The sequence below is a fragment of the Streptomyces sp. NPDC087428 genome (genome assembly GCF_044744085.1).
GTDB lineage: Bacteria > Actinomycetota > Actinomycetes > Streptomycetales > Streptomycetaceae > Streptomyces.
Genome location: NZ_JBIUXR010000013.1, coordinates 37421 through 52965, shown reverse-complemented (window position 1 = coordinate 52965; position 15545 = coordinate 37421). Strand labels below are relative to the sequence as shown.

Annotated in this window: 14 protein-coding genes; 13 read left to right on the top strand and 1 reads right to left on the bottom strand. The window is 71.3% G+C overall.

The features are described 5' to 3' along the window. The first annotated feature begins 131 nt into the window (after positions 1-131). The 7 genes from aroC (at position 132) to nusB (ending at position 6663) form a co-directional block, all read left to right on the top strand. Positions 132-1316 (top strand): chorismate synthase, encoded by a 1185-nt coding sequence (aroC, locus tag ACIO3R_RS26955; RefSeq protein WP_385353914.1) that lies wholly within the window; start codon positions 132-134, stop codon positions 1314-1316. Continuing rightward, positions 1313-2947: a 3-dehydroquinate synthase gene (gene aroB / locus ACIO3R_RS26950; RefSeq protein ID WP_385032486.1), complete on the top strand. Its 1635-nt coding sequence runs from the start codon at positions 1313-1315 to the stop codon at positions 2945-2947. Before aroC ends, aroB begins: the two co-directional genes overlap by 4 nt. Beyond that, the gene (gene aroQ / locus ACIO3R_RS26945; protein ID WP_384133806.1) at positions 2944-3384 is read left to right on the top strand and encodes a type II 3-dehydroquinate dehydratase; all 441 of its coding nucleotides are present in this window, start codon (positions 2944-2946) and stop codon (positions 3382-3384) included. The genes aroB and aroQ overlap by 4 nt, the downstream gene beginning before the upstream one ends. Before the next feature lie 139 nt (positions 3385-3523). Then, positions 3524-4432, top strand: coding sequence for a Pro-rich N-terminal domain-containing protein (locus tag ACIO3R_RS26940; RefSeq protein ID WP_385032489.1), 909 nt, complete (start codon positions 3524-3526; stop codon positions 4430-4432). A 73-nt stretch (positions 4433-4505) separates the two neighbouring features. Continuing rightward, on the top strand, positions 4506-5612 hold the full coding sequence (locus ACIO3R_RS26935; RefSeq protein ID WP_385032492.1) for an aminopeptidase P family protein: 1107 nt from the start codon (positions 4506-4508) through the stop codon (positions 5610-5612). A 50-nt stretch (positions 5613-5662) separates the two neighbouring features. Beyond that, on the top strand, positions 5663-6229 hold the full coding sequence (efp, locus tag ACIO3R_RS26930) for an elongation factor P (protein ID WP_073737549.1): 567 nt from the start codon (positions 5663-5665) through the stop codon (positions 6227-6229). A gap of 2 nt (positions 6230-6231) precedes the next feature. Beyond that, on the top strand, positions 6232-6663 hold the full coding sequence (nusB, locus tag ACIO3R_RS26925) for a transcription antitermination factor NusB (protein ID WP_207315353.1): 432 nt from the start codon (positions 6232-6234) through the stop codon (positions 6661-6663). 168 nt (positions 6664-6831) lie between these two features. Here nusB and bldD read toward each other — a convergent pair whose 3' ends face one another. Then, the gene (gene bldD / locus ACIO3R_RS26920; protein WP_014157378.1) at positions 6832-7332 is read right to left on the bottom strand and encodes a transcriptional regulator BldD; all 501 of its coding nucleotides are present in this window, start codon (positions 7330-7332) and stop codon (positions 6832-6834) included. Between the two features lie 221 nt (positions 7333-7553). Between bldD and pyrR the strand changes: the two genes are divergently transcribed. The 6 genes from pyrR (at position 7554) to carB (ending at position 15533) form a co-directional block, all read left to right on the top strand. Beyond that, positions 7554-8138, top strand: coding sequence for a bifunctional pyr operon transcriptional regulator/uracil phosphoribosyltransferase PyrR (gene pyrR / locus ACIO3R_RS26915; protein ID WP_385029267.1), 585 nt, complete (start codon positions 7554-7556; stop codon positions 8136-8138). Positions 8139-8224: 86 nt separating this feature from the next. Then, positions 8225-9220, top strand: coding sequence for an aspartate carbamoyltransferase catalytic subunit (locus ACIO3R_RS26910; protein WP_363027748.1), 996 nt, complete (start codon positions 8225-8227; stop codon positions 9218-9220). Positions 9221-9222: 2 nt separating this feature from the next. Next, positions 9223-10509, top strand: coding sequence for a dihydroorotase (locus tag ACIO3R_RS26905; RefSeq protein WP_363027750.1), 1287 nt, complete (start codon positions 9223-9225; stop codon positions 10507-10509). After that, complete coding sequence (locus tag ACIO3R_RS26900; protein ID WP_402109343.1) at positions 10506-11093, top strand: hypothetical protein; 588 nt, start codon at positions 10506-10508, stop codon at positions 11091-11093. The genes ACIO3R_RS26905 and ACIO3R_RS26900 overlap by 4 nt, the downstream gene beginning before the upstream one ends. Then, complete coding sequence (carA, locus tag ACIO3R_RS26895; RefSeq protein ID WP_385029258.1) at positions 11090-12232, top strand: glutamine-hydrolyzing carbamoyl-phosphate synthase small subunit; 1143 nt, start codon at positions 11090-11092, stop codon at positions 12230-12232. The genes ACIO3R_RS26900 and carA overlap by 4 nt, the downstream gene beginning before the upstream one ends. Continuing rightward, the gene (gene carB, locus ACIO3R_RS26890) at positions 12225-15533 is read left to right on the top strand and encodes a carbamoyl-phosphate synthase large subunit (protein ID WP_402109340.1); all 3309 of its coding nucleotides are present in this window, start codon (positions 12225-12227) and stop codon (positions 15531-15533) included. The genes carA and carB overlap by 8 nt, the downstream gene beginning before the upstream one ends. Positions 15534-15545: the final 12 nt, after the last annotated feature.

Sequence of the window (15545 nt, the reverse complement as noted above, 5' to 3'; positions counted from 1 at the left end):
GGCCGGATCCGTCCGTCTGCTGGACCAGCGGCGAGGCGGCGTCCCCGTCCGTGGGAGGATCGGGGGCGGCGGGCCAGGGCCGCGCACCCGGTCGCGCCGTTGGATTTCAGGCGCGAGCATGAGGAGCACCGTTGAGCAGGTTGCGCTGGCTGACCGCGGGGGAGTCGCACGGCCCCGCACTGGTGGCGACGCTGGAGGGTCTTCCCGCCGGTGTCCCGGTCACCACGGAGATGGTGGCGGACGCGCTCGCCCGGCGGCGGCTCGGATACGGCCGCGGCGCTCGGATGAAGTTCGAGAAGGACGAGGTCACCTTCCTCGGCGGGGTGCGGCACGGCCTGACCATGGGCTCGCCGGTCGCGGTGATGGTCGGCAACACCGAGTGGCCCAAGTGGGAGCAGGTCATGTCGGCCGACCCGGTCGACCCCGAGGTACTCGCCGCCCAGGCCCGTAACGCCCCGCTGACCCGTCCCCGGCCCGGTCACGCCGACCTCGCCGGCATGCAGAAGTACGGCTTCGACGAGGCCCGGCCGATCCTGGAGCGCGCCAGCGCCCGGGAGACCGCGGCGCGCGTCGCCCTCGGGGCCGTCGCCCGGTCGTACCTGAAGGAGACGGCCGGCATCGAGATCGTCAGCCATGTCGTCGAGCTGGCCGCCGCCAAGGCGCCCTACGGCGTCTACCCGGTCCCCGCCGACGTCGAGAAGCTCGACGCGGACCCGGTGCGCTGCCTCGACGCCACCGCGAGCAAGCAGATGGTCGCCGAGATCGACCAGGCCCACAAGGACGGCGACACCCTCGGCGGTGTGGTCGAGGTGCTGGCGTACGGAGTGCCGGTCGGCCTCGGTTCGCACGTGCACTGGGACCGCCGCCTCGACGCCCGCCTCGCCGCCGCGCTCATGGGCATCCAGGCCATCAAGGGCGTCGAGGTCGGGGACGGCTTCGATCTGGCCCGGGTGCCGGGATCGCAGGCGCACGACGAGATCCTGGTGACCGAGGACGGCATCAAGCGCGCCTCCGGCCGCGCCGGCGGCACCGAGGGCGGGCTGACCACCGGTGAGCTGCTGCGCGTGCGGGCCGCGATGAAGCCCATCGCGACCGTGCCGCGCGCCCTGGCCACCGTCGACGTGGTGACCGGTGAGCCCGCCAAGGCCCACCACCAGCGCTCCGATGTCTGTGCCGTTCCGGCCGCCGGGATCGTCGCGGAGGCGATGGTCGCGCTGGTGCTCGCGGACGCGGTCGCGGAGAAGTTCGGCGGCGACAGCGTCCCCGAGACCCACCGCAACGTGCAGTCGTACCTCGACCACCTGCAGATCCGATGAGCGCCCCGCTGGTCGTTCTGGTCGGCCCGATGGGCGTCGGCAAGTCCACCGTCGGCGAGCTGCTCGCCGGACGGCTCGGCACCACCTACCGGGACACCGACGCGGACGTCGTCGCCACGGCCGGGAAGCCGATCGCCGAGATCTTCTACGACGAGGGCGAGGAGCGGTTCCGCGAGCTGGAGAGCCGGGCCGTCCGGGACGCGGTCGCCGAGCACACGGGTGTGCTCTCGCTCGGCGGCGGCGCCGTCCTCGACGAGGCGACACGCGCGCTGCTGGCCGGCCACGCCGTCGTCTACCTCTCGATGGACGTCGACGAGGCGGTCAAGCGGGTCGGGCTGAACACCGCGCGTCCGCTGCTCGCCGTGAATCCGCGCCGGCAGTGGCGCGAACTCATGGAGGCCCGCCGCCACCTCTACACGGACGTGGCCCGCGCGGTCGTCGCGACCGACGAGCGCACACCCGACGAGGTCGCCCAGGCGGTCCTCGACGCACTGGAACTGCCGGACGCGCCGTCGTCCGGCCGGGAGAACGCAACGATGACGGATCAGGGCCCCACACGCATCCAGGTCGCCGGCAGCGCGGGCACCGACCCGTACGAGGTGGTGATCGGGAGGCAGCTCCTCGGCGAGCTGCCCACGCTCATCGGTGACCGCGTCAAGCGCGTCGCGGTCCTGCACCCCGAGGCACTCGCCGGCACCGGCGAGGCGGTCCGTCAGGACCTCGCCGACCAGGGCTACGAGGCCATCGCCATCCAGCTGCCGAACGCCGAGGAGGCCAAGACCGTCGAGGTCGCGGCGTACTGCTGGAAGGCGCTCGGCCAGACCGGCTTCACCCGCACCGACGTCATCGTCGGCGTGGGCGGCGGCGCCACCACGGACGTCGCCGGGTTCGTCGCGGCGACCTGGCTGCGCGGGGTGCGCTGGATCGCCGTACCCACCACCGTGCTCGCCATGGTGGACGCGGCCGTCGGCGGTAAGACCGGCATCAACACCGCCGAGGGCAAGAACCTCGTCGGCGCCTTCCACCCGCCGGCCGGAGTGCTCTGCGACCTCGCGGCCCTCGACTCGCTGCCGGTCAACGACTACGTCAGCGGCATGGCCGAGATCATCAAGGCCGGCTTCATCTCCGACCCGGTGATCCTCGACCTCGTCGAGGCGGACCCGCAGGGCGCCCGCACGCCCGCCGGACCGCACACCTCCGAGCTGATCGAGCGCGCCATCCGGGTCAAGGCCGAGGTCGTCTCCAGCGACCTCAAGGAGTCCGGACTGCGCGAGATCCTCAACTACGGCCACACACTGGCCCACGCGATCGAGAAGAACGAGCGCTACAAGTGGCGGCACGGCGCGGCCGTCTCGGTCGGCATGGTCTTCGCCGCCGAGCTGGGCCGCCTCGCCGGGCGCCTGGACGACGCGACCGCCGACCGGCACCGCGCCGTCCTGGAGTCCGTCGGGCTGCCGCTCACCTACCGCGGCGACCAGTGGCCCAAGCTGCTGGAGAACATGAAGGTCGACAAGAAGTCCCGCGGCGACCTCCTGCGCTTCATCGTCCTGGACGCCCTCGGCAAGCCCACCGTCCTGGAGGGGCCCGACCCGGCCGTTCTGCTCGCCGCCTACGGGGAGGTGTCCGCGTGACCCGCCGGGTCCTCGTGCTCAACGGGCCGAACCTCGGCAGGCTGGGCTCCCGCGAGCCCGATGTCTACGGAGCCACCTCGTACGCCGGTCTCGTCGACGCCTGCCGCACCCTCGGCAAGGAACTCGGCTTCGACGTCGACGTCCGGGAGACCAACGACGAGGGGGAGCTGATCCGCTGGCTCCACGAGGCAGCGGACGGTTCAATTCCGGTCGTTCTCAACCCGGGTGCCTTCACGCACTATTCGTACGGAATGCGGGACGCGGCCGCCCAGCGCACCGCCCCGCTGATCGAGGTGCACATCTCGAACCCGTACGCGCGGGAGGAATTCCGCCACAACTCCGTGGTCGCACCGGTGGCCACCGGGACCGTGGCCGGATTCGGCATCGGCTCCTACCGGCTCGCCCTGCGGGCTCTCGCGGACGAGCTGACGGACTGACCAACCGTCATACCGGACGGCCGACTTGGCCGACGGGGCACTCCGCACCGCCCCCGGCCGTTCCCTCTGTGGCGGCCGGGGACGGTACGGTTGGCCTTCCACCAGCGCCAGTTGCCTGTACGAGACGGAGTGCCACCGGATGCAGCACGCAGTGGGGGCACCGCTGCCGCCGCCCCAGGGACCCGGAACCGGGCCTGTCGGCTGGCCGCACCAGGCCCAGCACCCCGGCCACCCCGGTCCGCCGGTTCCGCCCCCGGCCGGCCCCCCGGGCCCGCCCCCGTCGAGCCCGCCCGTCCCACCGCCCCCGGCCGGCCGGCCCGCCGCGCCGCCGCAGGCACCGCCCGCCCGGCAGGGGCAGAACCAGGGCTGGAGCGGACCCGCGCCGCACCAGGCGCCGGCGCCGGTCTCCAGGGAGACCACCGGGCACATCCAGCTGCCGCCCGGCGGGCCCGTACCGCTGCCCGCACCGCCCGCCGAGCCCGGGACCGGCACCGCGACCCTCGCCGTGCTCCTGATCGGCCCCGCAGGCGCCGGGAAGACCACCGTGGCCAAGCTCTGGGCCAGCCGCCGCCGGGTCCCCACCGCCCACGTCAGCCTCGACGACGTCCGCGAGTGGGTCTGCTCCGGCTTCGCCGACCCGCAGGCGGGGTGGAACGACCAGTCGGAGGCCCAGTACCGGCTGGCCCGCCGCACCTGCGGCTTCGCCGCCCGCAACTTCCTGGCCAACGGGATCTCCTGCATCCTCGACGACGCGGTCTTCCCCGACCGCCCCGTGGTCGGCCTCGGCGGCTGGAAGCGCCACGTCGGCCCCGGACTGCTGCCCGTCGTCCTGCTGCCGGGCCTGGAGGTCGTCCTGGAGCGCAACGCCGCCCGCAGCGGCAACCGCCGGCTCTCGGACGAGGAGGTCGCCCGGATCCACGGCCGGATGGCCGGCTGGTACGGCTCCGGGCTGCCGATCATCGACAACTCGACGTACGACGTGGAGACCACCGCCCGCGTCCTGGACGACATACTCGCCCGCTCCATAGCCAGCCCCCCGGCCTGGTAGCCGCGCGGCCCGCCGTGCCCCGGTCGGGTGCGCTGACCGAGCGGGCCCGCGTCAGCGCTCGTACGCTCGATGCATGTCAGAGGTGTACGCCGTCCGCCGCGGGCTGCTCCGCGACCGGTGCGCCGCCGTCGGATCCGCGGCCGCCCTGGTCTCCCGCCCCGCCAATGTCCGCTACCTGGCGGGGGGAGCGCCCCCGGGCGCCGTGCTGCTGCTCGGCCCCGACGAGGACGTTCTGCTCTGCCCGCGCCCCCCGACCGGCGACCCGGCCGACGGGCGTACCGACGAGCAGCTCCGGGTGGACCTGCTGTCGGTCACCGGCGGCGATCCGGTGGTCGCCGCCGCGGGTCTGGCCACCTCCCGCGGTGCGGAGTCCCTGGCCGTCGAGGAGCACGATCTGACGGTGGCCCGGCACCGGGCCATGGGCGCGGTCGCTCCGAAGCTCCGGCTGGCCGACCTCGGGGTCACCGTCGAGCAACTGCGCATCGTCAAGGACGAGGAAGAGATCGGCTGTCTGCGGATCGCCGCCGAGATCACCGACCAGGCGCTCGGTGAACTCCTCGAATCGATCCTGGTCGGCCGCACCGAACGGCACCTCGCGCTGGAACTGGAGCGCCGGCTGGTGGACCACGGGGCTGACGGCCCCGCCTTCGCGACCTCCGTCGCCACCGGTCCCAACTCCGGCCGGGGCCGTCACCGGCCCTCGGACCGGAGGGTGGAGGAAGGAGATTTCCTCTCCGTCTGCCTCGGTGCGAACTACCGCGGCTACCGCTGCGAGATCGGCCGCACCTTCGTCATCGGAACGGCTCCGGCCGATTGGCAGATCGAGCTCTACGACCTGGTTTTCGCCGCTCAGAGGGCTGGACGAGAGGCACTTGTGCCCGGCGCCGCCTACCGCGACGTGGACCGCGCGGCCCGCCACCTCCTGGACTCCGCGGGCCACGGTGAGGGGCTCCCGGTCCGTACCGGGCACGGGGTGGGGCTCGAAATCGACGAGGACCCGCAACTGGCACCTGCGGCCATGGGTAAACTGGACGCTTGTGTGCCGGTCACCGTCGAACCCGGGGTCCACCTCCCGGGCCGGGGCGGGGTCCGGATCGATGACACGCTCGTCGTGCGCCCCGAGGCGGACGGCGGACCCGAGCTACTCACCATTACGACCAAGGAGCTGCTCGCGCTCTAGCGCGCATCCTCGGTCGTTCCACCAGCTTCAGTCCAGGAGATTCCGCAACCGTGGCTTCCACGAACGACCTCAAGAACGGCCTGGTGCTCAAGCTCGACGGAGGCCAGCTCTGGTCCGTCGTCGAGTTCCAGCACGTCAAGCCCGGCAAGGGCCCTGCCTTCGTGCGCACCAAGCTCAAGAACGTGCTCTCCGGCAAGGTCGTCGACAAGACGTTCAACGCCGGTGTGAAGGTCGAAACGGCCACCATTGACCGGCGCGACATGCAGTTCTCGTACATGGACGGCGAGTACTTCGTCTTCATGGACATGGACACGTACGACCAGCTGATGGTCGACCGCAAGTCCGTCGGCGCCGCCGCCAACTTCCTGATCGAGGGCTTCACCGCCTCCGTCGCGCAGCACGAGGGCGAGGTGCTCTACGTCGAGCTGCCGGCCGCCGTCGAGCTCGTCATCCAGCACACGGACCCGGGCGTCCAGGGCGACCGGTCCACCGGTGGCACCAAGCCCGCCACGCTGGAGACCGGTTACGAGATCGGTGTTCCGCTCTTCATCACGACCGGTGAGAAGATCAAGGTCGACACCCGCTCGGGCGATTACCTCGGCCGGGTGAACAGCTAACCGTGGCTGCCCGGAATACGGCCCGCAAGCGCGCCTTCCAGATCCTCTTCGAGGCCGACCAGCGCGGTGAGTCCGTGCAGACGGTCCTCGCGGACTGGGTGCGGCACTCGCGGTCCGACACCCGTCAGCCGCCGGTCACCGAGTACACGATGGAGCTCGTCGAGGGGTACGCGCAGTACGCGGACCGGATCGACGACCTCATCATCACCTATGCGGTGGACTGGGAGATCGACCGGATGCCGGTCGTCGACCGGAACATCCTGCGGCTCGGTGCGTACGAGCTGATCTGGGTGGACGCGACCCCGGACGCGGTGGTGATCGACGAGGCGGTGCAGATCGCCAAGGAGTTCTCCACCGACGACTCCCCGTCCTTCGTGAACGGCCTGCTGGCCCGTTTCAAGGACCTCAAGCCGAACCTCCGCCGGGAGCAGTAGCCGCCGGAGACGCTCAGCCGACGAAGGGCCCGCGGTCGACAGACCGGGGGCCCTTCGTCGTACTGCGCCCGCCGGCCGGGTGCGGCTCCCGGAAAACAGGAACGCCGGAGCGGCGGGGCATCCGGGAAAGGGCCCCGCCGATCCGGCGGTACGTTTCTGCGGGGGTGCTCAGCCCTCGTCGTGGGCGACCGCGCGACGCGCGTCCGCGTCGAGCACGCCCCAGCTGATCAGCTGTTCCGTGAGCACGGACGGCGACTGGTCGTAGATCACGGCGAGCGTGCGCAGGTCGTCCTGGCGGATCGAGAGCACCTTGCCGTTGTAGTCGCCGCGCTGGCTCTGGATCGTCGCCGCGTAGCGCTGCAACGGTCCGGCCTTCTCCGGCGGGACGTGGGCGAGGCGCTCCAGGTCCAGGACGAGCTTCGGCGGCGGCTCGGCGGCTCCGCCGGGCGTCGTGCCGGGCAGGAGCTCCTGCACGGGGACACCGTAGAAGTCGGCCAGCTCGGCGAGGCGCTGTACCGTCACGGCACGGTCGCCGCGCTCGTACGAGCCCACCACGACGGCCTTCCAGCGGCCCTGGGACTTCTCCTCGACGCCATGGAGGGAGAGGCCCTGCTGGGTGCGGATGGCACGGAGCTTGGCCCCGAGCTGCTTTGCGTATTCGCTGGACATAAGGCTCCCGGGACGCTGGAACATTTCGCGGCTCCGCCGCGTGGCTGGTAACTCACTGTGAGGTTACGCAGCGTTACTTGGGTGCGTCAAGCTGAAAGCTGGGGACCGGTACCTCCCGGGGGTGCGACGAGGGCCCTGCACAAGCCCTGGTAACGTGGATGACGCAATTTCGACGTCCTTTAAGATCCGTCCAGTGAGGCGGAGAAGGAGGTCCGTTTCTTATGGACGCACAGCACGACGCCACCGGCAATGCGGCACGCCCCGTTCTCGAGGCTCCCGACATCGCCCGAGTACTGACCCGCATCGCCCACGAGATCGTCGAACGCGCCAAGGGCGCCGACGACGTGGTGCTTCTCGGCATCCCGACCCGGGGCGTCTTCCTCGCCCGCCGGCTCGCCGACAAGCTCGAAGAGATCACCGGCCGCACGATGCCGGTCGGCTCCCTCGACATCACCATGTACCGCGACGACCTGCGGATGCACCCGGCACGGGCCCTGGCCCGCACCGAGATCCCCGGCGAGGGCATCGAGGGCCGCCTGGTCGTCCTCGTCGACGACGTCCTCTTCTCCGGCCGTACGATCCGCGCCGCGCTCGACGCGCTCGGGGACATCGGCCGGCCCCGCGCGGTGCAGCTCGCGGTCCTCGTCGACCGCGGACACCGCGAACTCCCGATCCGCGCCGACTACGTCGGCAAGAACCTCCCCACGTCGCTGCGGGAGACGGTCAAGGTCCAGCTCGACGAGGAGGACGGCCGCGACGCCGTGCTCCTCGGCGTCGGGCGGGCCGCCCCGGCGGTCGAGCGGTAGCTGCGCATCCGCACGGCTCACCTGCCGTACGGCGGCTTCCGCACGCCCGCACGCCTGAACCCTCCAGCCACCCGGAGAACACCCAGATGAAGCGCCACCTCATCTCGGCCGCCGACCTCACCCGCGACGACGCCGTCCTGATCCTCGACACCGCCGAGGAAATGGCCAGAGTCGCGGACCGGCCGATCAAGAAGCTCCCCACCCTGCGCGGCCGGACCGTCGTCAACCTCTTCTTCGAGGACTCGACGCGTACCCGCATCTCCTTCGAGGCGGCAGCCAAGCGGCTGTCCGCCGATGTCATCAACTTCTCCGCCAAGGGCTCCTCCGTCTCCAAGGGCGAATCGCTCAAGGACACCGCCCTGACCCTGGAGGCGATGGGCGCGGACGCCGTCGTCATCCGGCACGGCGCCTCCGGCGCCCCCTACCGCCTGGCCACCTCGGGCTGGATCGACGGCGCGGTCGTCAACGCCGGTGACGGCACCCACGAGCACCCCACCCAGGCCCTCCTGGACGCGTTCACCATGCGCCGCAGGCTGGTCGGGGCCGACGCCGGACTCGGCAAGGACCTCGACGGACGCCGGATCACGATCGTCGGCGACATCCTGCACAGCCGGGTCGCCCGCTCCAACGTCCACCTGCTGACCACCCTCGGCGCCCACGTCACCCTCGTGGCGCCGCCCACCCTGGTCCCGGTCGGCGTCGAGCACTGGCCGTGCGACGTCAGCTACAGCCTCGACAAGGTGCTGCCCGCGTCCGACGCGGTCATGATGCTCCGGGTGCAGCGTGAGCGGATGAACGCCGCGTACTTCCCAACCGAGCGGGAGTACTCCCGCCGCTACGGCCTGGGCGGCGAGCGGATGGCCAAGATGCCCGAGCACGCCATCGTCATGCACCCCGGCCCGATGGTCCGCGGCATGGAGATCACCGCAGAGGTCGCCGACTCCGACCGGTGCACGGTCGTCGAGCAGGTCGCCAACGGGGTCTCCATCCGGATGGCCGTGCTCTACCTGCTGCTGGGCGGCTCCGGACCCGCCGCCCCCTCCCACCCGTCGCCCGCCGCCCGTACCGAGGAGAACAAGTAACCATGAGCAAGATCCTTATCCGCGGCGCGAAGATCCTCGGCGGCGAGCCGGGGGACGTCCTGATCGACGGCGAGACCATCGCGGCGGTCGGCACCGGCCTCGACGCCACCGGCGCCACCGTCGTCGAGGCGGCGGGCCAGGTCCTGCTGCCCGGCCTGGTCGACCTCCACACCCACCTGCGCGAGCCCGGCCGGGAGGACTCCGAGACCGTCCTGACCGGCACCAGGGCCGCTGCGGTCGGCGGCTTCACCGCCGTGCACGCCATGGCCAACACCTTCCCGGTCGCCGACACCGCCGGCGTCGTCGAGCAGGTCTGGCGGCTCGGCAGGGAATCCGGCTACTGCGACGTGCAGCCCATCGGCGCCGTCACCGTCGGCCTGGAGGGCAAGCAGCTCGCCGAACTCGGCGCCATGCACGATTCGGCCGCCGGAGTGAAGGTCTTCTCCGACGACGGCAAGTGCGTCGACGACGCGGTGATCATGCGCCGCGCCCTGGAGTACGTGAAGGCGTTCGACGGAGTCGTCGCCCAGCACGCCCAGGAGCCCCGCCTCACCGAGGGCGCCCAGATGAACGAGGGCATCGTCTCGGCCGAGCTCGGCCTCGGCGGCTGGCCCGCGGTCGCCGAGGAGTCGATCATCGCCCGCGATGTGCTGCTCGCCGCCCACGTCGGCTCCCGGGTGCACATCTGCCACCTGTCGACCGCCGGATCCGTCGAGATCGTCCGCTGGGCCAAGTCCAAGGGCTGGAACGTCACCGCCGAGGTCACCCCGCACCACCTGCTCCTCACCGACGAGCTCGTACGGTCCTACAACCCGGTCTACAAGGTGAACCCGCCGCTGCGCACCGAGGCCGACGTCCTGGCCCTGCGCGAGGCCCTCGCCGACGGCACCATCGACTGCGTCGCCACCGACCACGCCCCGCACCCGCACGAGGACAAGGACTGCGAGTGGGCCGCGGCCGCCATGGGCATGGTGGGCCTGGAGACCGCGCTCTCCGTGGTCCAGCAGACGATGGTCGAGACCGGACTCCTCGACTGGGCCGGCGTCGCCGACCGGATGTCGCTGCGCCCGGCCGCCATCGGCCGGCTGGACGGCCACGGCCGCCCCGTCGCCGCGGGCGAGCCCGCCAACCTCACGCTGGTCGATCCGGCATACCGTGGGGCGGTGGACCCCGCGGGCTTCGCCTCCCGCAGCCGCAACACTCCGTACGAGGGGCGCGAGCTGCCGGGCCGAGTGACGCACACCTTCCTGCGGGGCCGTGCCACGGTCGTCGACGGGAAGCTCGCGTGACAACACTCAGCCCCAAGCATCAGCTGTACCAACTGGCCGCCGAGCAGAAGTCGGCGGAGGTGACCGACTGGTCCGCCCGGATCAGCTGGGTGATCGGACTGGCCGTCCTCGTCGCCTTCGTCTACTGGCTGATGCGCCAGGGATGGAAGTGGCGCGGCAGCCTCCAGTCCGGACTGTCCGACCTCGCGGCCCGCCCGGACGGCTTCGCGGACGGCGAGAAGCTGCTCACCCTGACCGGGCGCTACCACGCCTCGACGACGGCCGGGCAGTGGCTCGACCGCATCGTCGCCCACGGCCTCGGCACCCGCAGCCGCGTCGAGCTCACCCTCACCGAGCAGGGCCTCGACGTCGTACGGCCCGGCGCGGCGGACTTCTTCGTCCCCGCCGCCGACCTGCGCGCGGCCCGTACCGACAAGGCACTCGCGGGCAAGGTCCTCCCCGAGGGGGGCCTGCTGATCATCACCTGGGCGCTCGGCGACCAGCTGATCGACTCCGGATTCCGCTCCGACCACGCGGCCGAACACCCTGCCTGGGTCGAGGCCGTCAACCACCTCACCAGCTCTACGGAAGGCACCGCACGATGACGATCTCCACCCGGGGAGCCGCCAAAGCTCCCGCCGTACTCGTCCTGGAGGACGGCCGCGCCTTCCGCGGCCGCGCCTACGGGGCTGTGGGGGAGACCTTCGGCGAGGCGGTGTTCTCCACCGGCATGACCGGCTACCAGGAGACGCTGACCGACCCCTCGTACCACCGCCAGGTCGTCGTGATGACCGCCCCGCACGTCGGCAACACCGGTGTGAACGACGAGGACCCCGAGTCGAAGCGGATCTGGGTCGCCGGCTACGTCGTGCGCGACCCCGCCCGGGTGCCCTCCAACTGGCGCTCGCGGCGCTCGCTCGACGAGGAGCTCACGACCCAGGGCGTCGTCGGCATCAGCGGCATCGACACCCGCGCCCTCACCCGCCACCTGCGCGAGCGCGGCGCGATGCGCGTCGGCATCTTCTCCGGCGACGCACTCGCCGACGAGGACACCCTCCTCGCCAGGGTGCGCCGGGCCCCCGAGATGACGGGCGCCGACCTCTCCGCCGAGGTCGCCACCAAGGAGGCCTACGTCGTCCCCGCGATCGGCACCAAGAAGTTCACCGTCGCCGCGGTCGACCTCGGCATCAAGGGCATGACCCCGCACCGGATGGCCGAGCGCGGCATCGAGGTGCACGTCCTGCCCGCCACCGCCACCCTGGAGGAGGTGTACGCGGTCAACCCCGACGGCGTCTTCTTCTCCAACGGCCCCGGCGACCCGTCCACCGCGGACCACCCGGTCTCCGTCATGCGGGGCGTCCTGGAGCGCAGGACCCCGCTCTTCGGCATCTGCTTCGGCAACCAGATCCTGGGCCGCGCGCTCGGCTTCGGCACGTACAAGCTGAAGTACGGCCACCGCGGCATCAACCAGCCCGTGCAGGACCGTTCGACCGGCAAGGTCGAGGTCACCGCGCACAACCACGGGTTCGCCGTCGACGCCCCGCTCGACCAGGTCTCCGACACCGCCTACGGGCGGGCCGAGGTCTCCCACGTCTGCCTGAACGACCAGGTCGTCGAGGGTCTCCAGCTCCTCGACCGGCCGGCCTTCAGCGTCCAGTACCACCCCGAGGCGGCCGCCGGCCCGCACGACGCCGCGTACCTCTTCGACCGCTTCGTATCCCTGATGGAGGGCCAGCGTGCCTAAGCGCTCCGATATCCAGTCCGTCCTGGTCATCGGCTCCGGTCCGATCGTCATCGGCCAGGCCGCCGAGTTCGACTACTCCGGCACCCAGGCCTGCCGCGTCCTCAAGGCCGAGGGCCTGCGCGTCATCCTGGTGAACTCCAACCCGGCGACGATCATGACCGACCCGGAGATCGCCGACGCCACCTACGTCGAGCCGATCACCCCCGAGTTCGTCGAGAAGATCATCGCCAAGGAGCGCCCCGACACGCTCCTGCCCACCCTGGGCGGCCAGACCGCGCTGAACACCGCGATCTCCATGCACGAGAACGGTGTCCTGGAGAAGTACGGCGTCGAGCTCATCGGCGCCAACGTCGAGGCCATCAACAAGGGCGAGGACCGCGAACTCTTCAAGGGCGTCGTCGAAGCGGTCAAGGCGAAGATCGGCTACGGCGAGTCCGCCCGCTCCGTCATCTGCCACTCCATGGACGACATCATCAAGGGCGTCGACACCCTCGGGGGCTACCCCGTCGTCGTCCGCCCCTCCTTCACGATGGGCGGCGCCGGCTCCGGCTTCGCCCACGACGAGGAGGAGCTGCGCCGCATCGCCGGACAGGGCCTCACGCTCTCCCCGACCACCGAGGTGCTCCTGGAGGAGTCCATCCTCGGCTGGAAGGAGTACGAGCTGGAGCTGATGCGCGACAAGAACGACAACGTCGTGGTCGTCTGTTCCATCGAGAACTTCGACCCGATGGGCGTCCACACGGGCGACTCCATCACCGTCGCCCCGTCGATGACCCTCACCGACCGCGAGTACCAGCGGCTGCGCGACATCGGCATCGCGATCATCCGCGAGGTCGGCGTCGACACCGGCGGCTGCAACATCCAGTTCGCCATCGACCCGGTCGACGGCCGGGTCATCGTGATCGAGATGAACCCGCGCGTCTCCCGCTCCTCGGCACTGGCGTCGAAGGCCACCGGCTTCCCGATCGCCAAGATCGCCGCCAAGCTGGCCGTCGGCTACACGCTCGACGAGATCCCCAACGACATCACCGAGAAGACCCCGGCCTCCTTCGAGCCGACCCTCGACTACGTCGTGGTCAAGGCCCCGCGCTTCGCCTTCGAGAAGTTCCCCTCCGCCGACTCCACTCTCACCACCACCATGAAGTCGGTGGGCGAGGCCATGGCGATCGGCCGGAACTTCACCGAGGCGCTGCAGAAGGCACTGCGCTCCCTGGAGAAGAAGGGCTCGCAGTTCACCTTCACCGGCGAGCCCGGCGACAAGGCGGAGCTGCTGGCCGAGGCGGTCCGCCCGACCGACGGCCGGATCAACACCGTCATGCAGGCGATCCGGGCCGGTGCCACCCAGGAGGAGGTCTTCGACGCCACGAGGATCGACCCCTGGTTCGTCGACCAGCTCTTCCTGATCAAGGAGATCGCCGACGAGCTGGCCGCCGCCGACAAGCTCCAGCCCGAACTGCTGGCCGACGCCAAGCGGCACGGCTTCTCGGACGCCCAGATCGCCGGGATCCGCGGCCTGCGCGAGGACGTCGTCCGCGAGGTGCGGCACGCGCTCGGTATCCGCCCGGTCTACAAGACGGTCGACACCTGCGCCGCCGAGTTCGCCGCGAAGACCCCGTACTTCTACTCCTCCTACGACGAGGAGAGCGAGGTCGCGCCCCGCACCAAGCCCGCGGTGATCATCCTCGGCTCCGGCCCCAACCGCATCGGCCAGGGCATCGAGTTCGACTACTCCTGCGTCCACGCCTCCTTCGCGCTGAGCGACGCGGGCTACGAGACCGTGATGGTCAACTGCAACCCGGAGACCGTCTCCACGGACTACGACACCTCCGACCGCCTCTACTTCGAGCCGCTCACGCTGGAAGACGTGCTGGAGATCGTGCACGCGGAGTCCCTCGCGGGCCCGATCGCGGGTGTCATCGTGCAGCTCGGCGGCCAGACCCCGCTCGGCCTGGCCCAGGCGCTCAAGGACAACGGCGTGCCCGTCGTCGGCACCCCGCCGGAGGCGATCCACGCCGCCGAGGACCGCGGCGCCTTCGGCCAGGTGCTGGCCGAGGCCGGTCTGCCCGCCCCCAAGCACGGCACCGCCACCACCTTCGCCGGGGCCAAGGCCATCGCCGACGAGATCGGCTACCCCGTCCTCGTACGTCCCTCGTACGTGCTCGGCGGCCGCGGCATGGAGATCGTGTACGACGAGACCCGGCTCGCCTCGTACATCTCCGAGTCCACCGAGATCAGCCCCACCCGGCCGGTCCTGGTCGACCGCTTCCTCGACGACGCGATCGAGATCGACGTCGACGCGCTCTACGACGGCACCGAGCTCTACCTCGGCGGCGTCATGGAGCACATCGAGGAGGCCGGCATCCACTCCGGGGACTCCGCCTGCGCACTGCCCCCGATCACCCTCGGCGGCTACGACATCAAGCGGCTGCGCGCCTCCACCGAGGGCATCGCCAAGGGCGTCGGCGTACGCGGACTGATCAACATCCAGTTCGCGCTCTCCGGAGACATCCTCTACGTCCTGGAGGCCAACCCGCGCGCCTCGCGCACCGTCCCCTTCACCTCGAAGGCGACCGCGGTCCCGCTCGCCAAGGCCGCCGCCCGGATCTCGCTGGGCGCGACCGTCGCGGAGCTGCGCGAGGAGGGACTGCTGCCCCGGCACGGCGACGGCGGCACGCTGCCGCTCGACGCGCCGATCTCCGTCAAGGAGGCCGTCATGCCGTGGTCGCGCTTCCGCGACATCCACGGCCGCGGCGTCGACACGGTCCTCGGCCCGGAGATGCGCTCCACCGGCGAGGTCATGGGCATCGACTCGGTCTTCGGCACGGCGTACGCCAAGTCGCAGGCCGGCGCGTACGGCCCGCTGCCCACCACCGGCCGCGCCTTCATCTCGGTTGCCAACCGCGACAAGCGCTCGATGATCTTCCCGGCCCGCGAGCTGGTCGCCCACGGCTTCGAGCTGATGGCCACCTCCGGCACCGCGGAGGTGCTCAAGCGCAACGGCATCAACGCCCGCGTCGTGCGCAAGCAGTCCGAGGGCGAGGGCCCCAACGGTGAGAAGACCATCGTCCAGCTGATCCACGACGGCGAGGTCGACCTCATCGTCAACACGCCGTACGGAACCGGCGGCCGGCTCGACGGCTACGAGATCCGTACCGCGGCCGTCGCCCGGTCCGTACCGTGCCTGACCACGGTCCAGGCGCTCGCCGCGGCGGTCCAGGGCATCGACGCCCTCAACCACGGCGACGTGGGCGTCCGTTCCCTCCAGGAACACGCGGAACGCCTGACCGCGGCCCGCGACTAGAGCCCAGCAGGG

Coding starts and splice junctions, on each gene's coding strand:
- aroB (WP_385032486.1), top strand. CDS start 1,313: ATGAGCGCCCCGCTGGTCGTTCTGGTCGGCCCGATGGGCGTCGGCAAG.
- ACIO3R_RS26940 (WP_385032489.1), top strand. CDS start 3,524: ATGCAGCACGCAGTGGGGGCACCGCTGCCGCCGCCCCAGGGACCCGGA.
- ACIO3R_RS26935 (WP_385032492.1), top strand. CDS start 4,506: ATGTCAGAGGTGTACGCCGTCCGCCGCGGGCTGCTCCGCGACCGGTGC.
- bldD (WP_014157378.1), bottom strand. CDS start 7,332: ATGTCCAGCGAATACGCAAAGCAGCTCGGGGCCAAGCTCCGTGCCATC.
- pyrR (WP_385029267.1), top strand. CDS start 7,554: ATGGACGCACAGCACGACGCCACCGGCAATGCGGCACGCCCCGTTCTC.
- ACIO3R_RS26910 (WP_363027748.1), top strand. CDS start 8,225: ATGAAGCGCCACCTCATCTCGGCCGCCGACCTCACCCGCGACGACGCC.
- ACIO3R_RS26905 (WP_363027750.1), top strand. CDS start 9,223: ATGAGCAAGATCCTTATCCGCGGCGCGAAGATCCTCGGCGGCGAGCCG.
- carA (WP_385029258.1), top strand. CDS start 11,090: ATGACGATCTCCACCCGGGGAGCCGCCAAAGCTCCCGCCGTACTCGTC.